This is a genomic window from Nocardia sp. NPDC005746, assembly GCF_040630785.1.
GTDB lineage: Bacteria > Actinomycetota > Actinomycetes > Mycobacteriales > Mycobacteriaceae > Nocardia.
Map to the genome: position 1 here is coordinate 457,366 of NZ_JBEXYE010000001.1, position 20,651 is coordinate 478,016.

The 20,651-nt window shown below is 67.7% G+C and carries 18 protein-coding genes; 8 read left to right on the top strand and 10 right to left on the bottom strand.

Going from position 1 to position 20,651, the window contains the following annotated elements; genetic code table 11:
- Positions 1-2: 2 nt before the first annotated feature.
- The 3 genes from ABZ412_RS02045 to ABZ412_RS02055 form a co-directional block, all read right to left on the bottom strand.
- Positions 3-620 carry a pyridoxamine 5'-phosphate oxidase family protein gene (locus tag ABZ412_RS02045; RefSeq protein ID WP_357275178.1) on the bottom strand — a complete coding sequence of 206 codons (618 nt, stop codon included), beginning with the start codon at positions 618-620 and terminating at the stop codon, positions 3-5.
- A 411-nt stretch (positions 621-1,031) separates the two neighbouring features.
- A complete protein-coding gene (locus tag ABZ412_RS02050; RefSeq protein WP_357275180.1) occupies positions 1,032-3,290 on the bottom strand; it encodes a molybdopterin-dependent oxidoreductase in 2,259 nt (752 codons plus the stop codon).
- A 191-nt stretch (positions 3,291-3,481) separates the two neighbouring features.
- Entirely contained in the window at positions 3,482-3,961 is a 480-nt protein-coding gene (locus ABZ412_RS02055; protein ID WP_357275182.1) for a hypothetical protein, read from the bottom strand.
- A 359-nt stretch (positions 3,962-4,320) separates the two neighbouring features.
- Here ABZ412_RS02055 and ABZ412_RS02060 point away from each other — a divergent pair, with 359 nt between their 5' ends.
- Together ABZ412_RS02060 and ABZ412_RS02065 are read left to right on the top strand one after the other, a co-directional pair.
- A complete protein-coding gene (locus tag ABZ412_RS02060) occupies positions 4,321-4,893 on the top strand; it encodes a DUF4282 domain-containing protein (protein WP_357275184.1) in 573 nt (190 codons plus the stop codon).
- A 107-nt stretch (positions 4,894-5,000) separates the two neighbouring features.
- Positions 5,001-5,873: a helix-turn-helix transcriptional regulator gene (locus tag ABZ412_RS02065; RefSeq protein WP_357275186.1), complete on the top strand. Its 873-nt coding sequence runs from the start codon at positions 5,001-5,003 to the stop codon at positions 5,871-5,873.
- 11 nt (positions 5,874-5,884) lie between these two features.
- On the opposite strand, the gene ABZ412_RS02070 is transcribed toward ABZ412_RS02065, so the two are convergent.
- The gene (locus ABZ412_RS02070; protein ID WP_357275189.1) at positions 5,885-6,298 is read right to left on the bottom strand and encodes a MarR family transcriptional regulator; all 414 of its coding nucleotides are present in this window, start codon (positions 6,296-6,298) and stop codon (positions 5,885-5,887) included.
- An 87-nt stretch (positions 6,299-6,385) separates the two neighbouring features.
- Between ABZ412_RS02070 and ABZ412_RS02075 the strand changes: the two genes are divergently transcribed.
- A complete protein-coding gene (locus tag ABZ412_RS02075) occupies positions 6,386-7,849 on the top strand; it encodes an MFS transporter (protein WP_357275191.1) in 1,464 nt (487 codons plus the stop codon).
- Positions 7,850-8,046: 197 nt separating this feature from the next.
- On the opposite strand, the gene rfbC is transcribed toward ABZ412_RS02075, so the two are convergent.
- A complete protein-coding gene (gene rfbC / locus ABZ412_RS02080; RefSeq protein WP_357275193.1) occupies positions 8,047-8,631 on the bottom strand; it encodes a dTDP-4-dehydrorhamnose 3,5-epimerase in 585 nt (194 codons plus the stop codon).
- A 3-nt stretch (positions 8,632-8,634) separates the two neighbouring features.
- Positions 8,635-9,510 carry a glucose-1-phosphate thymidylyltransferase RfbA gene (gene rfbA, locus ABZ412_RS02085; protein ID WP_357275195.1) on the bottom strand — a complete coding sequence of 292 codons (876 nt, stop codon included), beginning with the start codon at positions 9,508-9,510 and terminating at the stop codon, positions 8,635-8,637.
- 248 nt (positions 9,511-9,758) lie between these two features.
- Between rfbA and ABZ412_RS02090 the strand changes: the two genes are divergently transcribed.
- On the top strand, positions 9,759-10,760 hold the full coding sequence (locus ABZ412_RS02090; protein ID WP_357275197.1) for an alpha/beta hydrolase: 1,002 nt from the start codon (positions 9,759-9,761) through the stop codon (positions 10,758-10,760).
- A 153-nt stretch (positions 10,761-10,913) separates the two neighbouring features.
- Here ABZ412_RS02090 and ABZ412_RS02095 read toward each other — a convergent pair whose 3' ends face one another.
- On the bottom strand, positions 10,914-11,630 hold the full coding sequence (locus ABZ412_RS02095) for a hypothetical protein (RefSeq protein WP_357275200.1): 717 nt from the start codon (positions 11,628-11,630) through the stop codon (positions 10,914-10,916).
- 435 nt (positions 11,631-12,065) lie between these two features.
- On the opposite strand from ABZ412_RS02095, the gene rfbB reads away from it, so the two are divergent.
- Positions 12,066-13,070, top strand: coding sequence for a dTDP-glucose 4,6-dehydratase (rfbB, locus tag ABZ412_RS02100; protein WP_357275202.1), 1,005 nt, complete (start codon positions 12,066-12,068; stop codon positions 13,068-13,070).
- 80 nt (positions 13,071-13,150) lie between these two features.
- Here rfbB and ABZ412_RS02105 read toward each other — a convergent pair whose 3' ends face one another.
- Together ABZ412_RS02105 and ABZ412_RS02110 are read right to left on the bottom strand one after the other, a co-directional pair.
- The gene (locus ABZ412_RS02105) at positions 13,151-14,716 is read right to left on the bottom strand and encodes a DUF2142 domain-containing protein (RefSeq protein ID WP_357275204.1); all 1,566 of its coding nucleotides are present in this window, start codon (positions 14,714-14,716) and stop codon (positions 13,151-13,153) included.
- Positions 14,713-15,684: a glycosyltransferase gene (locus ABZ412_RS02110; RefSeq protein ID WP_357275206.1), complete on the bottom strand. Its 972-nt coding sequence runs from the start codon at positions 15,682-15,684 to the stop codon at positions 14,713-14,715. Before ABZ412_RS02110 ends, ABZ412_RS02105 begins: the two co-directional genes overlap by 4 nt.
- 98 nt (positions 15,685-15,782) lie before the next feature.
- On the opposite strand from ABZ412_RS02110, the gene ABZ412_RS02115 reads away from it, so the two are divergent.
- Positions 15,783-16,331: a GtrA family protein gene (locus tag ABZ412_RS02115; RefSeq protein ID WP_357275208.1), complete on the top strand. Its 549-nt coding sequence runs from the start codon at positions 15,783-15,785 to the stop codon at positions 16,329-16,331.
- 94 nt (positions 16,332-16,425) lie between these two features.
- Entirely contained in the window at positions 16,426-18,330 is a 1,905-nt protein-coding gene (locus ABZ412_RS02120) for a glycosyltransferase (RefSeq protein ID WP_357275211.1), read from the top strand.
- 66 nt (positions 18,331-18,396) lie between these two features.
- Here ABZ412_RS02120 and ABZ412_RS02125 read toward each other — a convergent pair whose 3' ends face one another.
- Complete coding sequence (locus ABZ412_RS02125; protein ID WP_357275213.1) at positions 18,397-19,245, bottom strand: NAD(P)-dependent oxidoreductase; 849 nt, start codon at positions 19,243-19,245, stop codon at positions 18,397-18,399.
- A gap of 224 nt (positions 19,246-19,469) precedes the next feature.
- On the opposite strand from ABZ412_RS02125, the gene ABZ412_RS02130 reads away from it, so the two are divergent.
- Positions 19,470-20,645 (top strand): serine hydrolase domain-containing protein, encoded by a 1,176-nt coding sequence (locus ABZ412_RS02130; protein WP_357275215.1) that lies wholly within the window; start codon positions 19,470-19,472, stop codon positions 20,643-20,645.
- Positions 20,646-20,651: the final 6 nt, after the last annotated feature.

The following is a 20,651-nucleotide window of genomic DNA, read 5'->3' on the forward strand; positions in this document are numbered from 1 at the left end:
GTTCAGGATTCGACGAGGGCGCTGGTTTCTTCCTTGGCCCGGAAGTAGTCGCCGCCCTTGGCGCGCACATTGTCGGTGCCCCACTGCCGGGCCTCCCGCTGCGCGGGCACCAGGTGCGGGATGTGCTTGCGGCAGTGGATGTAGGCCTCCTCCACATCCACCACCACCCAGCGCTCGGGCATGCGGCCGCGGGACTCGGCGGGCAGATCCGGGACACAGCGGCGCATGAGCGCGTCGTCCACGATGCGGGCGGTGCCGTTGACGTGCAGGCCGATCAGGTCCTGCACGAAGTCGATCATCAGAATGCCGACGTGCGGGTTCTCGAGCACATTGCCGAGGCTGGCCATCACGCCGTTACCGCGGTATTCGGGGTAGGCGACCGTGCGTTCGTCGATCACGTGCAGGAACCCGGGATTGCCGGCGCGGAAACTGGCATCGCATTCGCCGTGCTTGTCGGCGGTGGCGATGAAGGCCATATCCATCCGGTGGATGAAATCGATCATGTGGGTATTGAGCCGATCCCGTACCTGATCGGAGTAGAAGCGCTCCGCTCGGTCCTCGGTGCCGTACCGATCCTGCAGTTCCCGCTCGCCGTCGCTGCCGTTTCTGACCCCGGGCATCGTGCGCCCCCTTTGGTAGCTGAAATACCGGATGGAAGAGGCTCGGCCACGAACTACGGCCATCCGAAATCCTATACGGTTTAACTATTTTCGTGTGGCGAATGCGTGAACCGGCAGATCTGCCCTGGTAAGGGTGCTGCGACTGATGCCGGACAAACCTTCCCGATGCGAGGATCCTCCCGGATGAAAAGGCTCACAAGGGACCTTCGTCCCTTAGCTGTGGGGATGCTGCCGGTCACTTCCGGGGTACGGGTATGCGAGATCCCCAGGGGGCGCGGGGATTTCGCATTCCTGTTTTGTCCACTTCGCAGACGTTCGCACCGGGCTCGATCGTTTTCATCCCCCTAGCTGGCGCTGATCTTCGGTACTCAAACATGAATACCGAAAGGTCTTTTCGAGGCGGCTCCGGAATCAGGCTCGGGTGAGCGTCACCGGCACCCCGTTGAACACCGCGTTCCCCGACGGGACATCCACCAGCGAATCATCGGTCAGCACATTGGCGTTCACCCCGGCATGGGTCCGGGCGACCGCCTGCGCGCTGTCCTCGTGTCCCCAGCCGTGCGGCAGGCTCACCACCCCCGGCATGATGTCCTCGGTCGGCTCCAGCTCCACGGTCACCGTGCCCGCCGCCGACTTCACCACGGCCCGCCCGTCCAGCCCCAGCCGCGTCGCGTCCTCGGGATGGATGTGCAGCGTGCACCGGTTCGACCCGCCCACCAATGGTGGAACATTGTGCAGCCAGCTGTTGTTGGAGCGCAGCTGTCGCCGCCCCACCAGCACCATTTCCGGCCGCCGGTCGTCCGCGCGCGCCCGCAGCCGGGCCACGTCGGCCAGCAGTTGCGCGGGGGCGAGCTCCACCTTCCGGGAGGCCGTCCGCAGCGCGCCGGGCAGCCGCGGGCGCAGCGGACCGAGGTCGATGCCGTGCGGATTGTCCAGCAGTACTCGCAGATTCAGCCGACCCGCCCAGTTCTCGGTCGAGTCCCCGGAATCGGGATCGCCCGGAGCGGACGGCACCGTGGGCGCGTTCGCCGCGGCCGCCCACTCGCCGAACGGGCCCAGCCGCAGCATCAGGTCCAGTCGCTGCTCGGTGGTGTTCGACCCGAGCAGTTCCGCGCGCCGATCGGCCATCCCAGCCTTGTGCAGGGTCCCGGCGATCACGATCTCGTCGACCACGGTGAGCGGATCCAGCCCCGGTTGGGGCTCCTGCCCGGACACCGCGAGCGCCAGCCGGGCCATCACCTCGGCCTCGGACAGCTCGTCCTCGCCCAGCGGCGCCACCGGCGGCGAGTAGCGCGCGTAGTTCCGCACCGCGAAATTGAGCAGCGCGAAGTCGTAGTGCGGGGACTGTGTGACGCGCGGGGGCGGCAGGATCACGTCCGCGTGCCGGGTGGTCTCGTTGAGGTACCGATCGACGCTCACCATGAATTCCAGGCCCTCGAAAGCGGCATCCAGGCGCGCGCCGCTGGGTGCGGACAGCACCGGATTGCCGGCCACCGTCACCATGGCCCGGATCTGCCCGTCCCCGGGTGTCAGGATCTCGTCGGCCAGCGTCGCCACCGGCAGTTCGCCCATGGCCTCGGGCAGCCCGCGCACCCGGCTGCCCCAGCGCCCGGTCCGGAACGGCCGCGACCGCACGATGCCCAGCGCGGCGCCCGTCGCGAACATGGCTCCGCCGGGCGAATCCAGATTGCCGGTCAGCACATTGACCACGTCCACCAGCCACTGCGTGATGGTGCCGAACTCGGCGGTGCAAGTCCCGATCCGGGCGTAGACGGCGGCGGTGGGCGCGGCGGCCAGTTCCCGGGTCAGCCGCACGATGGTCTCGGCGGGCACCCCGGTGCGGGCGGCGACCAGCTCCGGCGGGAAATCGGCCGCGGCGGCGCGGATCTCGTCGAGCCCGTTCACCTCGACCCGGACGTCGGTCAGGTCCTCCGCGAACAGCGTGTGCACGATCCCGAACAGCAGGTAGGCGTCGCTGCCCGGTCGCACGAACAGATGCTCGTCGGCCAGCTTGGCAGTGCGGGTGCGGCGCGGATCCACCACCACGAAGCGCCCGCCGCGCTGCCGCAGCGCCTTCAATCGACCCGGGAAATCCGGTGCGGTGCACAGGGATCCGTTGGACTCCAGCGGATTCGCGCCCAGCATCAGCAGGTAGTCGGTCCGGTCCAGGTCGGGCACCGCCACGGTGAGTGGGTCGCCGAACATGAGCCCGCTCGACACCTGCTTGGGCATCTGGTCGGCGGTGCTGGCGGAGAACAGGCTGCGGGTGGCCAGGGCCCGGATCAGCAGCGGCACGTAGAGCGCACCGGCCACGGTGTGCGCGTTGGGGTTGCCGAGGTACAGGCCCACCGCCTGATTGCCGTACGCGGCCGACACCTGCGGCAGCCGTTCGCGGATCACCCCGAAGGCCTCGTCCCAGCTCGTGGCCCGCCAGGTATCGGTGGCGCGATCGCGAATCATGGGCCGGGTGAGCCGGTCCGGGTCGCCGTCCAGGTGGCCGAGAGTCGCGCCCTTGGGGCAGACGAAGCCTTTACTGAAGGGGTCGGCATGATCACCGCGCACCGACACGATGCGGTCGCTGCCGTCGAGGGTGAGTTCGAGTCCGCACACCGCTTCACAGAGCGGGCAGGTGCGCAGCGCGGTCCGGGGGCTGTCCGTGACGTGGGTCATACCCAATGATCGCCCGGCGGCGGATCGGGCGAAACACCCGCGGCGGACGAATCGCGATGGGGGAGCAGGCTATCGCGAGACCTGTGCTGATGTCCGTTATCTCTTAATTCGCAACGTTCGGACCTGGATACGGTGAAACCCGCGAGCGCCGGGGAGCACTCGCGGGTTTCGAGTCGTTCGTGGAGCCGGTGTCAGGAGGCGATACGGGTCGCCTGCGGCCGGGCTCCTTTGGCGGCGGCGCGGACGCCCGCGGCGATGGCGACCACCGGCGGGATCCAGCGGGCCTCGTGCGGGGCGACGCCCCAGCAGGCCGCACCGGCGGACAGCTTGCTCGGCGGCAGCGGGATGCCCGCGCCGTCGGAGTAGACGACCACGCCGGCCTCGCGCAGCGCCTCGATGGCACGCGCGGCCTTGGCCAGGCCGGTGACGAGGTGGATCTCGCGGCGCTCGGCGCCCGGGATCTCGATGACCGGGCCGGTCAGGTCGTTGGCCCGCAGGTAGCGGCGCACGAACGCGGCGCTGTCACCGGTGACCTCGATGCCCGCGATGTTCTCGTCGGTGACCAGGCAGACGCCATTGGCGGTTTCGGCGACCGTCCAGCCGCGCTGGATGTAGTCCTGCGCAGATTCCGCAACGGCTGACGAAAACGTCGTACGCACTGGTTTCTCCATTCCCCGGTAGATCTAGTTCCTGCTCTGGTGGCGTATCGGAGCGGGGGGTTCGGGGCGTTACACACCCTTTTTCACCGCGAGTTCGGTTCTGTCGCAGAACGTCGTTTGTCCAGTCCGCTTTGTCCGGAAAGTGCTGTGGCTCTTCTGAGACACCCGGTTGCCGGACCGGCTCTCGCCTGCGACGACGCGTCAAGGGCGCTATCGCTCGGTTAGGAGCCCGTCATCAGCCGGCGGCGCGACGTGTTCTACAACACACTCTCTCGTCGTGCGGGCCTCCGGCGTTACCGGAGACACTGAATCGGCCGAAACCGGAGACACAGAATCGGCCGAACGGGTCTGCGGGAGAGGAGATCGTCGGCATGGCCGAACAGCCGGGGGAGTCGGAACTCGAGGAGCTCGAGGAGCTCATCGAGGAAGGCCGCTGGGCCGCCTTCAAGGAGGCCGCCACCCGTCGCATGTCCCGGCGGCTCGCCGAGGGCGAGGACGCCGAGGAGCCGGTCGAACCCTTCACCAGTCCAGGAGCTTTCGGCGCGTGGAGCGTGGATGCCGCCCGCGCCCTGCTGGACCTGCAGTTTCACCGCGCCGCCACCCGCACTCTGCTGCCGCTGGCATACCTGCTGGGCCTGGCGGGCGCTGTCGCGATTCCGATCGTGGGAACCGTAGGGCTCTGGCGAATCTCGGCGTGGCTGGGAATCGTGTTCGCGGTGGTGTTCGCGGTGCCGTTGGGCCTGGTGATCGCCGCGGTGGTGCGCCTGCTGCTGGAGTTCGTGCTCAACGCGTCCCGGCTGGCGGCGCGGGTCGAGCATATTTCCGATATGGCCGACGATCTGTTCCAGGCGTTGTCGGATGTGGCGGAACCTGTCAATCAGTTGTCCAAAGATGTTCAAGCAGTGCAATTCTGGCGCTTCCGCCGACGGTCTTCCCGGAAGTAGCCTGGGTAGCGGCCCGTTCCGTCTCCGCCCGAAGCGTGTCCCGTGTCCATGGATCGCTGAGTTTTCCTGTGCAACAATGCGATCGCAACACTGGTATAGGGGGACGAATGGCTCTACCGCAGGGGATTACCGGATCGACCGTGCCGCGCCGGCAGCTCGGCCGACACCTGCGCGACCTGCGAAATCGCGCGCGCATGACGACCCGGGTGGCGGCGCAGCGACTGGAATGGTCCGAGGCCAAGATCTGGCGCATCGAAACCGGTCAGACGTCGTTGCGCAGTCTGGATGTCGAGGCCATGTGCCGGATCTACGGCGCGCCGGAGGACGCTATCGAACCGCTCACCGCGCTGGCCCGCGAGACCAAGGCCCGCGGCTGGTGGACCGAGTTCAGCGATGTGATCGACGAGGGCTACGAGGTCTACATCGGGCTCGAGGAAGCCGCCGGAAAGCTGATCAGCTACGAGAACGAGCTGGTCCCCGGGCTGCTGCAGACCGAGCAGTATTACCGCGCGGTGCTGGCGGGGGCCTACCCCGGCATCTCGCCCGAGCAGCTGGACCGCCGCGTCCGGGTGCGGACCGCGCGCCAATCCCTGCTCACCCGTGCCGATTCGCCGCTGCAGCTGGACGTGGTGATCTCCGAGGCCGTGCTGTGGCACCGCGTCGGCGGTGACGAGGTGACCCGCGGCCAGCTCGACCGGCTGCACAAGCTCGGCGAGCTGCCCAATGTCCGGCTGCGCCTGTTGCGCGCCGAGTGCGGCTACCACAACGGCATGGACGCGGGCCGCTTCGTGCTGCTCGAATTCCCCACCGCCGCAGGGGAACCCACCGAACCGCCGGTGGTGTACGTGGAATCGCTGACCGGTTCCTCGTATCTCGACAAGGAGCCCGAGGTGGCCCGCTATCGCGAGGCCTTCGCCTCGGTGAGTTCCATTGCGGTGGACGCGCTTCCGATCATCGAGTCGGTGCGCGCGGCGCTCTAGGGCGCGGGTCTCTAGCCCAGAGTCTGGGCCAGCACCGCACGGTGCGTGGGCGCGGCCTGCTTGTGCAGTTCGCGCCCTTTTTCCGTTACGCAGACGAAGATCGCGCGCCGATCGTTCGTGCACAGCGTGCGATCCACCAGGCCGTCGCGTTCCAGCCGCGCCACGGTGCGCGAGAGCGCGCTCTGGCTGAGGTAGATGTCATTGGCCAGATCGCTCATCTTGTAGCTGTCGCTGCCGGTTTCGATGAGGCGGTCCAGGGTCTCGAATTCGCTGAGCCCGATGTGGTGGCGGCCCTGCAGTTCCTTCTCCAGGGCGCACGAGGTGGACGCGTGCCGGGCCAGGAGCTCACGCCACTCGCCCACCAGCCCCGACGTCTCGAAAGACGTTGTCACAGGCCGGTCGACGGGCACTGTCGGCTTCGGCATGGGGGTCATCCTAGTCGTTTCCGCGAAATCATGCCACCGCATTAAATGCTTGTGCATTTGATGCGCACGCATGTACCGTCCTCTCTCGTGACTTCCACCGAGATCCGCCCCGCAGTGAGCGCCGCGGCCGACACCACGCAGTGGACCGCCCGGCTCTGGGGCATGCTCATCACCCTGTGCATCGTGCTGTTCCTCGACGGCCTCGACGTCTCGATGATCGGCGTCGCGTTGCCCTCGATCGGCACCGAACTCGACATCCAAACCTCCACCCTGCAGTGGCTCGTCAGCGGTTACGTGCTCGGCTACGGCGGCCTGCTGCTGCTCGGCGGCCGCACCGCCGACCTGCTGGGCCGTCGCAAGGTCTTCCTGATCGCCCTCGCCGTCTTCGCCCTGGCCTCGCTGGCCGGCGCGCTGGTGAGCTCGCCGGCGCTGCTCATCCTGACCCGCTTCGTGAAGGGCCTGGCCGCCGCGTTCACCGCGCCCACCGGCCTGTCCATCATCACCACGAACTTCCCGGAGGGACCGGCCCGCAACAAGGCGCTGTCCATCTACACCGTCTTCGGCGCGGGCGGTTACTCCATGGGCCTGCTGTTCGGCGGCCTGATGACCGGGCTCGGCTGGCGCTGGACCTTCCTGCTGCCCGTCCCGATCGCGCTCGCCGCCCTGGCCGCCGCGTACGTCCTGGTCCCCAAGGACAAGCCCGCCGAAGAGGGCGGCCACGACCTGCTCGGCGCGCTGCTGTCCACCGCCACCATGCTGCTGCTGGTCTACACCGTCGTCTCCGCGCCCGCCGCGGGCTGGGCCTCGGTCCGCACGATCGGCTCGTTCGTCGCCGTCGCCGTGCTCGCCGCCGCCTTCGTCTACGTCGAGAACAAGGTGCGCTACCCGCTCGTCCGCCTGGGCATCCTGCGCAAGGGCACCCTGGTCCGGGCCAGCCTGGCCATCATCGCGGTCGGCGGCTCGTACTTCAGCTGGCAGTTCATCACCACCCTGTACCTGCAGGACACCCTCGGCTGGTCGCCGCTGAAGCTGGCGCTCGCGCTGCTGCCGGTCGGTCTGCTGGTGGTCGCCTCGGCCTTCGTCTCCGACAAGCTGGTCGACCGCTTCGGCACCGGCCCGATCATCGCGATCACCATGGTGATCATGGGCATCGGCTACCTGCTGTACCTGCGCATCGACACCGCGCCGGACTACCTCACGGTGCTGCTGCCCGCGGTGCTGCTGGTCGGTATCGGCTGGGTCGGCTTCCCGGCCATCAACATTCAGGCCACCAGCGGTATCGACGACGACGAACAGGGCCTGGCGGCCGGTGTGCTGCAGACCGCCATGCAGGTCGGCGCGGCCATCGTGCTCGCGGTGACCACCGCCATCGTCACCTCGTCGGTGCCCAGCCACCCGACCCCGGCCACCATGCTCGACACCTACCGGCCGGGCCTGCAGTTCGCGGCCGGCGTCGCCATCGTCGGTGCCCTGGTCGCGCTCACGGCCTTCCTGCCGAAGGTCCGGGCTCGCCGGGCGGACCGCGACGCGGAGGTCGAACTGGTCGGCTGACGCTTGTGGTGACTCCGCCCGCAGCTCACACGGGCGGAGCCGTCAAAGAAATCGGGGCGCATCGCATTACGCGATGCGCCCCGATGACGTATCTGACGTGACCACTGATTTGGTGACGGTTGGGGTAACTCATCGGGGACGGCCAAAATCGGTTCGGCACCCAACCGCCGGCCCGCATGCATGACCGGCGACGGCTCTCAGCCGTGCGCTGAAGTTCCGGGGAGGCGGGGGAGCTCCGCCAGGCGCGGAGCCGCGGCGTCCTTGTCGGAGCGGACGAAGGTGAGCGGCTCGCCGTCGCGGCCCACGGTCGGCCAGGCGATGGCCAGGTCCGGGTCGAAAGCGTCCAGGTCCCGGTCGAATTCGGGGGAGTACTCCAGCGAGCACAGGTAGTTCACGGTGGAGTTGTCCTCGAGCGACAACAGCGCGTGCCCCAGGCCCTCGGCCAGGAACACCGACTTGCGCTCCACATCGTCGATCACCACCGCGTCCCAGGTCCCGAAGGTCGGGGAGTCGCGGCGCAGGTCGACCACCACGTCCAGGAACGCGCCGCGCACGCAGGTCACGTATTTGGCCTGGCCGGGCGGGGTCTCGGTGTAGTGGATGCCGCGCAGCACGCCCGCCGCCGACGTGGAGATATTGACCTGCAGCAGATCGAAGGGCCGGCCCGTCGCCTTCTCGAACTCCGAGGCCTTGAACGACTCGTAGAAGACGCCGCGGTCGTCTCCGTGCAGCCGGGGGGTGAACTCCCACGCACCCGGCACCGACAGTTCCCGAATCCGCATTGCCTACTCCCAGGTTCGCCCGTGGCCCAGCAGGTCCATCAGGTACTTTCCATAGCCCGAGCGCACCAGGGGTTCGGCCAGCCGGGCGAGTTGATCGTCGTCGATGAAGCCGAGTCGCCAGGCCACCTCTTCCGGCACGCCGATCTTCAGACCCTGGCGTTCTTCGATGGTGCGCACGTAGTTGGCCGCGTCCAGCAGGGAGTCGAAGGTGCCGGTGTCGAGCCAGGCGGTGCCGCGGGCCAGTACCTGCACGTGCAGGCGGCCCTGCTCCAGGTAGGCGCGGTTGACGTCGGTGATCTCGTATTCGCCGCGGTCCGAGGGCTTCAGGTCGCGGGCGATGGCCAGCACGTCGTTGTCGTAGAAGTACAGCCCCGGGATGGCGTAGTTGGAGCGCGGGCGGGCCGGCTTCTCCTCGATGGAAATGGCCCGGCCGTCGGCGAATTCGACCACGCCGTAGGCGGTGGGGTCGGAGACCCGGTAGGCGAAGACCGCGCCGCCGTCGAGGTTGTGGAAGGTCTGCAGCTGGGTGCCCAGGCCGGGTCCATGGAAGATGTTGTCGCCCAGCACCAGTGCCGCGCTGTCGTTGCCGATGTGATCGGCGCCGAGTACGAAGGCGCGGGCCAGGCCGTCGGGCTCGGGCTGCACCACGTAGGAGATGTTCACCCCGAAGCGGCTGCCGTCGCCGAGCAGCCGGGTGAAGGCGTCCGCGTCCTCGGGGGTGGTGATCACCAGGATGTCCCGGATCCCCGCCAGCATGAGGGTGGACAGGGGGTAGTACACCATCGGTTTGTCGTACACCGGGACCAGCTGTTTGCTCACCCCGCGCGTGATCGGGTGCAACCGCGATCCGGTGCCCCCGGCCAGGATGATTCCGCGCATGTCACGACAGTCTGCCAGTTCTGCCGGGAACCGTGGCGGTCAGGTTCCGACTGGACCTCGGATCGATCACGCTCGTTTACCAGCGGACGAATCCGGCGATAACTGTTGCGTAGGTCACGTTCCCATGGTGTTCTGAAATAACGCTATGTGAGATGTCAGCGCCGACTCTCCGCGCGCCGGGTGCCGAGCCAACCAATCGGTCCTTCCGGTCGAACGGCTCGGCGCGCCAACAACGAGGTAGGTGCGCGATGGCATTGCCCTATGACGGGACCGCTGTGGCCCGCGACGAAGTCGAGAACCCGGACCGTATCAGCGCCGCCGCGCGCACCCTGACCGCATTCTCCCGCACCGTGATCCGGCCCGCCGGTGACCGCGCCACGGTCACCGTGGGCTCGATGCCGGTCGTCAGTACCGTGATCAACAGCCTCGCCAAACTGCGCCCCACCCCGCGCGGCGTGGAACGGGAGGAAGTGCGGCTCGAGGGCTTCCGCATCGAGATCGTGCGGCCCGCCGGGGCGAGCAAGTCACTGCGCGACGGCGCGGTGCTGTACATGCACGGCGGCGGCTTCTTCCTGTGCGGACTCGACACCCACCGCCCGGTGGTCGCGTCCCTCGCCCGGCGCACCGGACTGCCGGTGGTCAGCGTGGAATACCGGCAGCTGCCCAAGACCGACATCTCCGGATCCGTCGACGACTGCCTCACCGCCTACAAATGGCTGCTGGCACACGGGGTTCCGGCCGGCCGGGTGGTGTTCGCGGGCGACTCCGCCGGTGGCTACATGACCTTCGCGACCGCCCTGCGCGCCCGCGACACCGGACTCCCGGTCCCGGCCGGCCTGGTCGGGCTGAGCCCCGCGCTGGACCTGGACTGCACCGAGAAGCGCGCCCACCCCAACTACCACCGCGACGCGCTGATCCCGTTGTCCGCCTTGGAATCCGTGGTGAAGATCGGCGCGGAGGTCGACGGCCGCCTGGATCCCCGGATGTCGCCGGTCAACAATGTGCTCGCGGGCCTGCCGCCCGCCCTGCTCATCATCGCCGAGGACGAGGTGCTGCGCCGCGACAGCGAGGTGATGGCGCAGCGGATGGCCCAGTCGGGTGTGCCCGCCACGCTGGAGATCTGGCGCGGCCAGGTGCACGCGTTCCCGGCCATCTTCCCCAACATGCCCGAGAGCCGGGCCGCCCTGGCACACGTGGCGCGGTTCGTCCGCGAACGCGTCGAATCCGGAAGCATCGCCCGCACCGCGTGAATCGGTGATGCGCACAGCGTGATTCGATGATGTGGGGCTCGGGGCACAGACCTCGGGCCCCACATCCCCGAACAACGCGAAACCCCCCGCCCGGATGACCCGGGCGGGGGGTTTCGACGTACAGCGCGCAGTTACTCGGCCGGGGCCGACGTATTACTTGGCCGGAGCCGGGGAGATGTGCGGGCCGTTGATGGTGGTGAAGTACTGGATCGCGGCGGCGATGGCGACCGGCGCGGTGATCAGCAGCTGACCGGCGATGGTGCCCAGGAAGCCGATGGTCGAGGCGCCGACGAGGCAGCCGATGACCGGGCCGGCGCCGAACAGCGCGGCCAGCGGGGCGGAAGCCAGACCGGCGACGCCGAAGCCGAGGACGCAGCCGACGGCCGCGGCGCCCAGGCCACCGACGAGGGTCGCGACGGTGGCGCCCAGCGCGATGGTGTCCTTCATGCGGTTCCAGGCGGCCTGCTCACGGTCGTAGTCCGACTTCCACGGAGCCTGGTCCTCGTAGGGGAGGGCGACGTCCTTCACGTTCTGCGGCGTGTAGGTCGCGTGGTCCATGTCGTACTGCGGGGTCAGGGTCGCGGTGTGGTCGGAGATCTCCGCCGCGATCGGGAAGGTGAAGTCGTCCACCTGCAGCTTCAGCGGCATGCCGGCGACGATGTTGCCGTTGGCGGCCTTGATAACGAAGTTGCCGTTCTCGACAGCCATCGAGCCCGCGTCGGTACGGATGATGGTGTTGGTCTCGGAGGTGGTGGCGGTGTAGTTGATCGCACCGGCCTCCTCGGCGGGGGCGGCGTTCACGGTGCCGGCGGTGACGGCCATGGCAGCGGACACCAGCGCCGCGGTGGCGGCGAATTTCCTCATCAGCATTTGTAGAAACCTCATCGAAGAGCTCGGGGGGACAACACGAATCGAAATCGAGGACAGCTAACGAGCGGTGAACCCGTTGTGACCGTTCGTTCAAATTCTGTTCACCAAGTCGATCGCGCGGTTCGTAAGGTAGGGGAAAAGTGCTGCATAGGAAAGGTTTTCGCGCAGATATACGATCGCCGCAATCGTTACCTCAGCGGATCCTTGTGACGAAGGTCACACGCGTCATTGGCGCAGTCGAGACCTTGCGCGCCCGAATGTCGCGGTCGGAGCACCGAATTGCGAAATGTAGACCGAGCGGCCCCCTTTCAATTAAGTGTATTTGTTTCAACGGGATGACCGATTCCGCGCACACGGGTCGCCCAGCGGGTGTAGGGGATCGCAACTTTCCGGACCCACCGCCGAGGTTCGCCGCGGCCGTCGTAGTGTTTCGGTGTGCGATTGCTCGTAACCGGCGGGGCCGGCTTCATCGGCGCGAACTTCGTTCACCAGACGGTGACGCGGCGCGCGGGTGTCCACGTGACCGTGCTGGACAAACTCACCTATGCGGGCAACCGCGCCTCACTCGACCCGGTCGCGGACCGAATCGAGTTCGTGCACGGCGACATCGCCGATACCGCGCTGGTGGATCGCCTGGTCGGGGGTGTGGACGCGGTGGTGCATTTCGCCGCCGAATCACACAACGACAATTCGCTGGCCGACCCGTGGCCGTTTGTCCAGACCAATATCGTCGGCACCTATTCGCTGCTCCAGGCCGTGCGCCGCCACCAGGTGCGCTACCACCACATCTCGACCGACGAGGTGTACGGCGACCTGGAACTCGACGATCCGGCGGCATTCGATCAGAACACGCCCTACAACCCGTCGAGTCCCTATTCGGCCACCAAGGCCTCCAGTGACATGCTGGTCCGCGCCTGGGTGCGTTCCTTCGGGGTGCGGGCCACAATCTCCAACTGCTCCAACAACTATGGGCCCTACCAGCATGTGGAGAAGTTCATCCCGCGTCAGATCACCAATCTGATCGACGGCGTCCGGCCCCGCCTCTACGGCGCCGGACATCAGGTGCGGGACTGGATCCACGTGGACGACCACAACAGCGCGGTCTGGGAAATCCTGGAGCGCGGGCGAATCGGCCAGACCTATCTGATCGGCGCCGACGGCGAACGCGACAACAAGTCCGTGGTGGAGCTGATCCTGGAGGCATTCGGCCGCGCCGCGGACGATTTCGATCACGTCACCGATCGCCCCGGCCACGATCTGCGCTACGCCATCGACGCCTCGCTGCTACGCACCGAACTGGGCTGGGAACCCGAGTATCGGGACTTCCGCAAGGGCCTGGAAGCCACCATCGACTGGTATCGGGACAACGAATCCTGGTGGCGGCCACAGAAGGCCGCGACCGAATCCGCGTACGCCGACGCGGGCGAAGAGGTGATCTAGACGGTCCTGACCGACCCGAAACAGCAACGCCGGGGCAATTCGCCCCGGCGTTGATCGTTGCAGGTCACGGATGTTTCGGGTCAGCCCCAGACGATGGTCGAGTACTTGACGACCGCCGCGATCAGCGCCACCGAAGTAGCTGCAACCACGGTGAATGCCGCCGCGCGCGCCGGAACCCGGCCGGCGGCGTCGGCGAGCCGCAAGGGCACCAAGCGCAGCAGCACCGCCAGCCCCAGTACCGCCAGTGGCACGAAGTAGCGACCCTGCACACCGTCGATGATGAAATAGCCGACCGGCGTGAAGGACATGTACAGCGTCACGTAGATCATGGCCACGCTGGCCGCGATCGTCAGCAGTACCAGCCAGGTCCGCTTCCGGTCCGCGCCGCCGGGCGAGAAGCGTTCCGCCGCACCGAGGCTCATGCCGAAGGCCAGCAGGGCCGCCAGGATGGTGAGGGCCGGTACCTCCACGTAGGAGAAGCCGAGTTCACCGAAGAATTGCGTGAACCAGTGCTGATCGCGGCGGGCGATGCTGTCGCCGAATACCCGTAGGAAATGGAACGGGTCGGTGACGATGCCATGCAGCTGGTCGCCCGGACGCACCGTGCCCCAGTGCTCTTCTTTTCGCATCAGGCTCATGCCGTCACCGGTCGGGGCGGCGATCTTCATCCACACCGCGAAGGACACCGCGCCGAGCCCGGCGGCAGCCCACGGCAGCACCCGCTGCCAGGCCGCGACCCGCTCGCCGTCGCCGAAACCGAGGCGGCGCGCCGGAATCAGCACCGTCAGCATGGCGATCAGCACGTAGGTCGGCTTGCACACCGGCAACAGCACGGTCGCGGCCAGGGCGGCCACCGTCTCCGGTTTGGAGAGTCGTTCGCCGAGGAACAGGCCCTTCACCACCAGCGCCGACACCAGCAGGGCCAATGCGTTGGTGACGGTGTCTGCCGTGACGGTCCCGGCCTGGAACAACGCGATCGGCAGCACCGCGACGGTGAACGCCAGCCACTGCACCCGGTGCCCACGCAGCGTGCGCAGTGCGAACCCGACAATCATCAGGTAGGCGAGCAGTCCGGCCCAGCGTGTCGCCAGTGCCATGCCGCCGACGCTCAGGCCGAAGGCCTCGGCGATCCGGATGCCCGCCGCTTGCGGCAGATACGGAATGGGCGAGTAAGCGGCGGTATTGGTGAACCACAGCTGCTTGGTCTCGTCGGATACCGCGGCCGCGGCCAGCTGGTCGTAGGCGTTCGGGTCTACGACCATGGGCTCCGGTTCGTCCGGATGGTCGTTGTAGTTGTGGAAGGCATAGCTCATCAGCGCATCGATGCTGACGGGAATGTCGCCGCCCCACGCCGGCCCGCGGTCGTCGTGGATCTTCTCGGGCAGGAAGCCGCCGTGCGCGACCTGGTAGGCCCGGCCGAACTGGGTGATCTCGTCGTGGCCCCAGAACGGCGGGGTCAGCACCGACCACACCGCGCCGAAGACACCTGCGACCAGCAAGAAAACCACGGCGGCCGAACCGAATCGCCGTTCGATGCCGATCACGGCGCGCCGCAGTCCGGCGGTCCTGGACTCGGACCCTGCGGCCGTGGCCTCGGGTTCGGCCGGGACCTTCTCGGGTGCCGCGATGGTGGTGCTCTCCGTCATCGAACCGGACCGCCGGAGTGGCCGCCGGGTTCGGTCTCGCCGACCGCGGCGTACCGCAGGTACATCAGGCGGGCCGCCTCGTGCCGGGAGCGGCGGATGCCGTCCAGAATCAGGCCGGCGGTCCAGGCCAGGCTGCCGAGCAGCAGCAGGGTGAAACCGAGGAACAGGGTCGGGAAGCGCGGGACCTGGTGGGTCTCGTAGAACTCGATCACTATCGGCGTGATGAGCACCAGCGAGACCAGCCAGGACAGCGTGCCGAACAGGCCGTAGAAGGCGACCGGCCGCTCGTGCCGGGCCAGGCCGACGATCAGGCGCAGGATCTTGAAGCCGTCGCTGTAGGTGCGCAGCTTGGATTCGCTGCCCGCGGGCCGGTCCCGGAAGCCGACCGGCACGGCGGTCTGCGGGACGCCCAGGTGCTGCGAATGCACGGTCAGTTCGGTCTCGATCTCGAACTCGCGCGACACCGCGGGGAACGACTTCACGAAGCGGCGGGAGAAGACCCGGTAGCCGCTGAGCATGTCCTCGACGTTCTCGCCGAACACCTTGCCGACCACGCCGTTGAGCACCTTGTTGCCGGTCTCGTGTCCGGCCCGGTACGCCGACCCGGCCTCGACCTCGCGGCGCACGCCCAGCACGTGGTCGTAGGGGCCCGCGAGCAGGGTGCGGATCATCTCCGGCGCGGCGGCGGCGTCGTAGGTGTCGTCGCCGTCGACCATCAGATAGACATCGGCCTCGATATCGGCGAAAGCGCGGCGCACCACATTGCCCTTGCCCTTGCGGTTCTCGGTGCGCACGATCGCCCCGGCCGCGCGCGCCTTATCGGCGGTGGCGTCGGTGCTCAGGTTGTCGTAGACGTAGACGACTATGCCCGGGACGGCGGCCTGCAGGTCGGTGACGACCTTCGCGACGGCGGCCTCTTCGTTGTGACACGGCACGATGGCGGCTATACGAAGCTCGGTGGAGTCCACCCGGTCAATCCTCTGATCGGAGGCGAATATGAACACCGGGGAGGGTACCCGACCGTCACAGATATATGGGTGCTGCGGGGTTGGGGTACCGTCGGCCGGTGTCTGCGAACGAGTCCACGGCGGAACAGGAAGACCTCGGAAAGCCCGGGGTCAACACCGGCAACGGACGCGCCGGCATATCGCCGAATACTTCCCTGACCGGGAAGGTCCGGGCCCTGCTGCAGCGCGGCGGGGCCTTCCTGGTGGTCGGTGCGATCGGCTTCGTGGTCGACGCGGGCACCTACAACCTGCTGGTCTTCCTGGGCGGTGAGGGCCCGTTGTTCCGTCTCCCGCTGGTCGCCAAGATCATCGCGATCGGCGTGGCCACGGTGGTCACCTATTTCGGCAACAAGTGGTGGACCTACTCCGATCACGACGGCGATACCGGGGCGCGGCACATCCTCACCTATGCCGCGCTGAATGTGATGGCCATCGGACTGCAATTGGGCTGTCTGGGCTTCTCCCGCTATGTGCTGGGGCTGGACAGTCCATTGGCGGACAACGTTTCCGGCACGCTGATCGGCCAGGCCGTGGCCATGGGCTTCCGATTCTGGGCCTACGGGAAATTCGTCTTCACCAATCCGGCCTCGGGAACGAATAACGCCTGACACTGATAGTGTCGGGCCGCCGAGCGTGACAGTGGCGGTGCGACCACGTCGGATGAGCCGGTGTCTAGAGTATTCAAAGGATGTCGAGGGATTCATGGATGCGTCGGCTGGGCAGGCCGTGACCGAAACCGAGGATCGGAAGGCGACCGGGGAGGCCCCCGCCTCCCTGCGCGCGGAACATGCCGCGCCGGATCGGCTGGTGCTGGCCCGCGGGATCTTCACCGGTCCCGCCCCCAAGATCAGCGACGACCTGTACGCGGTGGCCAAGGGCAAGGTCACCCGGGAACGGCGGACCCTGCGCCTGGAGAAGGGCGCGTCGGTCAATACCAACACCTATTTCGGGCGCTTCGCCGCCGCCTACTGGCAGCGTTGGACGACGGTCACCGAGGTCGAAGTGGGCCTGACCCTCGAGGTGACCGGCAAGGTGCGGGTGCGGCTGGCCGCCTCCGACATCGCCGGACACCGCCGGGTGGTGGACACCGCCGTGATCAAGGAGACCGGCCGGGTGACGCTGCTCGCCCCGCTGGACATGTACGTCGACGGCGGTGCGATCTGGCTGGAGATCGAGGCGCTCGGCGGTGAGGCCGTGATCACCGATCTGGAGTGGACCGCGGCCGCGCCCGAGCAGGTGCGCCCGGTGGCCATCGCCATCTGCACCTTCAACCGGGCCCAGGACTGCGCGAATACCGTTGCGGCACTGGCCTCCGACGCGACCGTGCTGTCGCTCATCGATGCCGTGTACGTGGTCGACCAGGGCACCGACCTGGTGCAGGACCAGGCGCTGTTCACCGAGACCCAGCCCAGGTTCGGCGACAAGCTGCGCTACATCCGGCAGCCCAACCTCGGCGGCGCGGGTGGTTTCACCCGCGGCCTCTACGAGGTGTCGGGCGCCAACGAGCACGCCGACGTCATCCTCATGGACGACGACATCTTGTGCGAGCCGGAAACGGTGTTGCGGCTCAACGCCTTCGCCAATCTGACCGTGGAACCCACCCTGGTGGGCGCGCAGATGCTGTTCCTGTTCAACCCCGACTTCCTCAATGTCGGTGCGGAGGAGACGAATCTGGGCAAGCTGCGCCACGGCCAGAAGGTGGCCAAGGCGCTGCGCAACACCTCCATGCTGAAGAAGCACCAGGAACGCCGCGTCGACGCCGGCTACCAGGCCTGGTGGACCTGCCTGATCCCGGCCGAGGTGGTCAAGAAGATCGGGCTGCCGGTGCCGATCTTCTTCCAGTGGGACGACGTGGAATACGGCCTGCGCGCGCGGGAGAACGGTTTCGTCACCGTCACCCTGCCCAATGCCGCCGTGTGGCACGCCGACTTCTACTGGAAGGACTTCGACGACTGGGCGCGCTACTTCTCCTCGCGCAACTCGCTCATCGTGTCTTCCCTGCACCACGACCTGGATAGCAAGGCGATCACTCGCCAGCTGTTCCGTGAGATCGCCGAGTACCTGGTCGGCATGCAGTACGGCCTGGCGCACACCACCCTGCAGGGCATCGAGGACTACCTGAAGGGCCCGGAGACGCTGCGCGACGGCGGCATCGAGGCGCTGGCCAAGGCCCGCGGCTCCCGCTCCGACTACCCGGAGACCGCCAAGCACCCCGCGGCCACCTCCCCGGTTCCCAACGCCCACCTGCACGTCCGCCGCGCGGGCGGCGAGCCCAGCCACCCGCTGCTGGTGCTCTACAAGCGCGCGCTCAACCAGTGGACCGGCCGCGTCATCCCGGGCCCCGTCGCGGTCACCCGCGAGGACGCCCACTGGTGGCACGTCGGTCTGTTCAACCACGTGGTCGTCACCGATGCCTCGCAGTCCGGTGTCCGAGTTCGCGTGCGCGACAAGGAAACCGCCCGCCGTCTGTTGATCCGCACCTACCGGGTGCTGCGTCAGCTCCGCAAGGAGCTGCCGGACCTGCAGCGCCGCTGGCGGGGCGCGATGCCGGAGCTGACCAGTCGAGAGAACTGGGAACGTCTCTACGGAATCGACAAGACTGCTTGATATTCGGCTGAACATGGCCCGGGACATCGTGTCCCGGGCCATGTTTCATTTCCGCGGCGGCTGAGGTCAGAGGAACAGGTCGGTGGTGAGGGGGCCGTCGCCCGGAGTGACGCGGTACTTGTCCAGGTCGGTGATGCCGTGTGCCGCAAGGACTTCGTCGTCGATGAAGAAGTTCCCGGTGGTGTCCTTGGCGGGGGAGGTGAGCACCAGGTAGGCGGCGTCGGCGTAGACGTCGGGGGTGCGGGAGGTGGAGATCATCTCCTCGCCGCCGAGCAGGTTCTGGACGGCCGCGGTGGCGATGGTGGTGCGCGGCCACAGGGAGTTCACGCCGATGCCGTACTTGCGCAGCTCCTCGCTCAAACCCAGCGTGGTGAGCGACATTCCGTACTTGGCGATGGTGTAGCCCAGGGCCATGCCCGCCCACTTGGGGTCCAGGTTGAGCGGCGGTGACAATGTCAGGATGTGCGGATTGCGCCCGGCCTGAGCGGAATCCCGCAGTGCGGGGATGCTGAGCTTGGACAGCAGGAAGCTGCCGCGGCAGTTGATGTCCTGCATGAGGTCGTACTTCTTCATGGGCAGCAGCTCGGTGGGGGAGATGTCGATGGCCGAGGCGTTGTTCACCACCATGTCGATGCCGCCGAACCGCTCCTGCGTCTGCCGTACCGCGTCGGCGACGGCCTCGTCATCGCGCACGTCGCCGAGGTATTTGAGGACGGTGCCGCCCGCGGTCTCCAGTTCGGCGGCCGCGGTATGAATGGTGCCGGGCAGTTTCGGGTGTGGCACATCGGTTTTCGCGATGATGGTGATGTTCGCGCCGTCCGCGGCCGCCCGCTTGGCGATCTCGAGCCCGATTCCGCGACTGCCACCCGACATGATCATGGTCCGACCTGCCAGCGGCTTCCGTGCTCCGGTCATGGATCCACTCCTCTTCTGCTGTTGTCGCCCTGAATCCGATCATCCGCGCCTGACCGGGCCGGCGGGCCGGAACTCTCGCATCTCGGGGAGTAGTGCTGGCACTACCAAGCGCCCGGCCGCCGACACGACCACGATCCGGGTGCTCGGGGCATGGGCCGCACCCGAGCGCGTCCTTACCCTCGAAAGGGCCGGAAAACCCGGTCTGAACAGGAGGAATGTCTTCCATGAGTGGATTGCGGCGGCCGCGCGGGCGGGCTCTGCTGGCCGGTGTCGGGGTCCTGGCCGTCCTCGCGGCCCAGGCGTGCGGCACCGACCCCGGGAGCGGTGAACCCGCTCGCAAGGAGCTCTATCGCACCGTCACCCGGGCCCTGGACGGCGTGGTCCGCGGCGGCTTCCCGGGCGCGCAGGTCGTGTTCGACGGACCGGACGGTCATCACGTGCTCACGGCGGGCGTAGGTGACCTGAGCACCGGTGCGCTGATCCCCGAGGATGCGCGGGTACGGATCGGCAGCAATACCAAGACCTTCGTCGCCACCGTGGTGCTGCAGCTGGTGGGCGAGGGCACAGTCGAACTGGACGCCCCGATAGAGCGCTATCTACCGGGCGTGGTGCGAGGCAACGGCAATGACGGCAACCGCGTCACGGTCCGGCAGCTGCTGCAGCACACCAGCGGCCTGCCCGAATACCTGGCGGGCCGCGACCCCGCCGCGCCAGGGTCCGGGCAGTTGACCGCCGATTCCGATCAACTCCGCCGCTCCCACTACGAACCGGCGGACCTGGTCCGCATCGCCATGGCCATGCCGCCGCAATTCGAGCCCGGCGCGCGGTCGGTCTACACGAACACCAACTACATCCTGCTCGGCATGTTGATCCAGCAGGCCACCGGTCGCCCGGCCGCCGCCGAGGTCGAGCGCCGCATCCTGGAGCCGCTGGGCCTGCGCGACACCTACTTCCCGAACTCGCGCGAGACCGGGATCCGGGGACCGCATCCGCGCGGATACCACGAAATCGACGGCCGCCGAGAGGACTTCACCGAGCTGGACCCGTCCTGGGCCGATACCGCGGGCGCGATGATCGCCACGCCCGCCGACCTGAACCGCTTCTTCACCGCCCTGCTCGCCGGGAAACTACTGCCCGCGGCCCAATTGGCGGAGATGAAGCGGACGGTCCCGTGGGATCGCGGCGAACCCGGTTCCGGCTACGGGCTCGGACTGATCCACCACGCGAGCTCGTGCGGCAAGGAGGTGTGGGGTCACGGCGGCAGCATTCCCGGCTTCGGCACCCACACCGGTGTGGCCGCCGACGGCACCGCCGTGGTGGTCACCGTCAACCAGCTCCTGGCCGACCGGGCCGCTTCCGAGGTCGTGACCAAGGTCTTCGACTCCGCCTTCTGCTCGTGAGAGGAA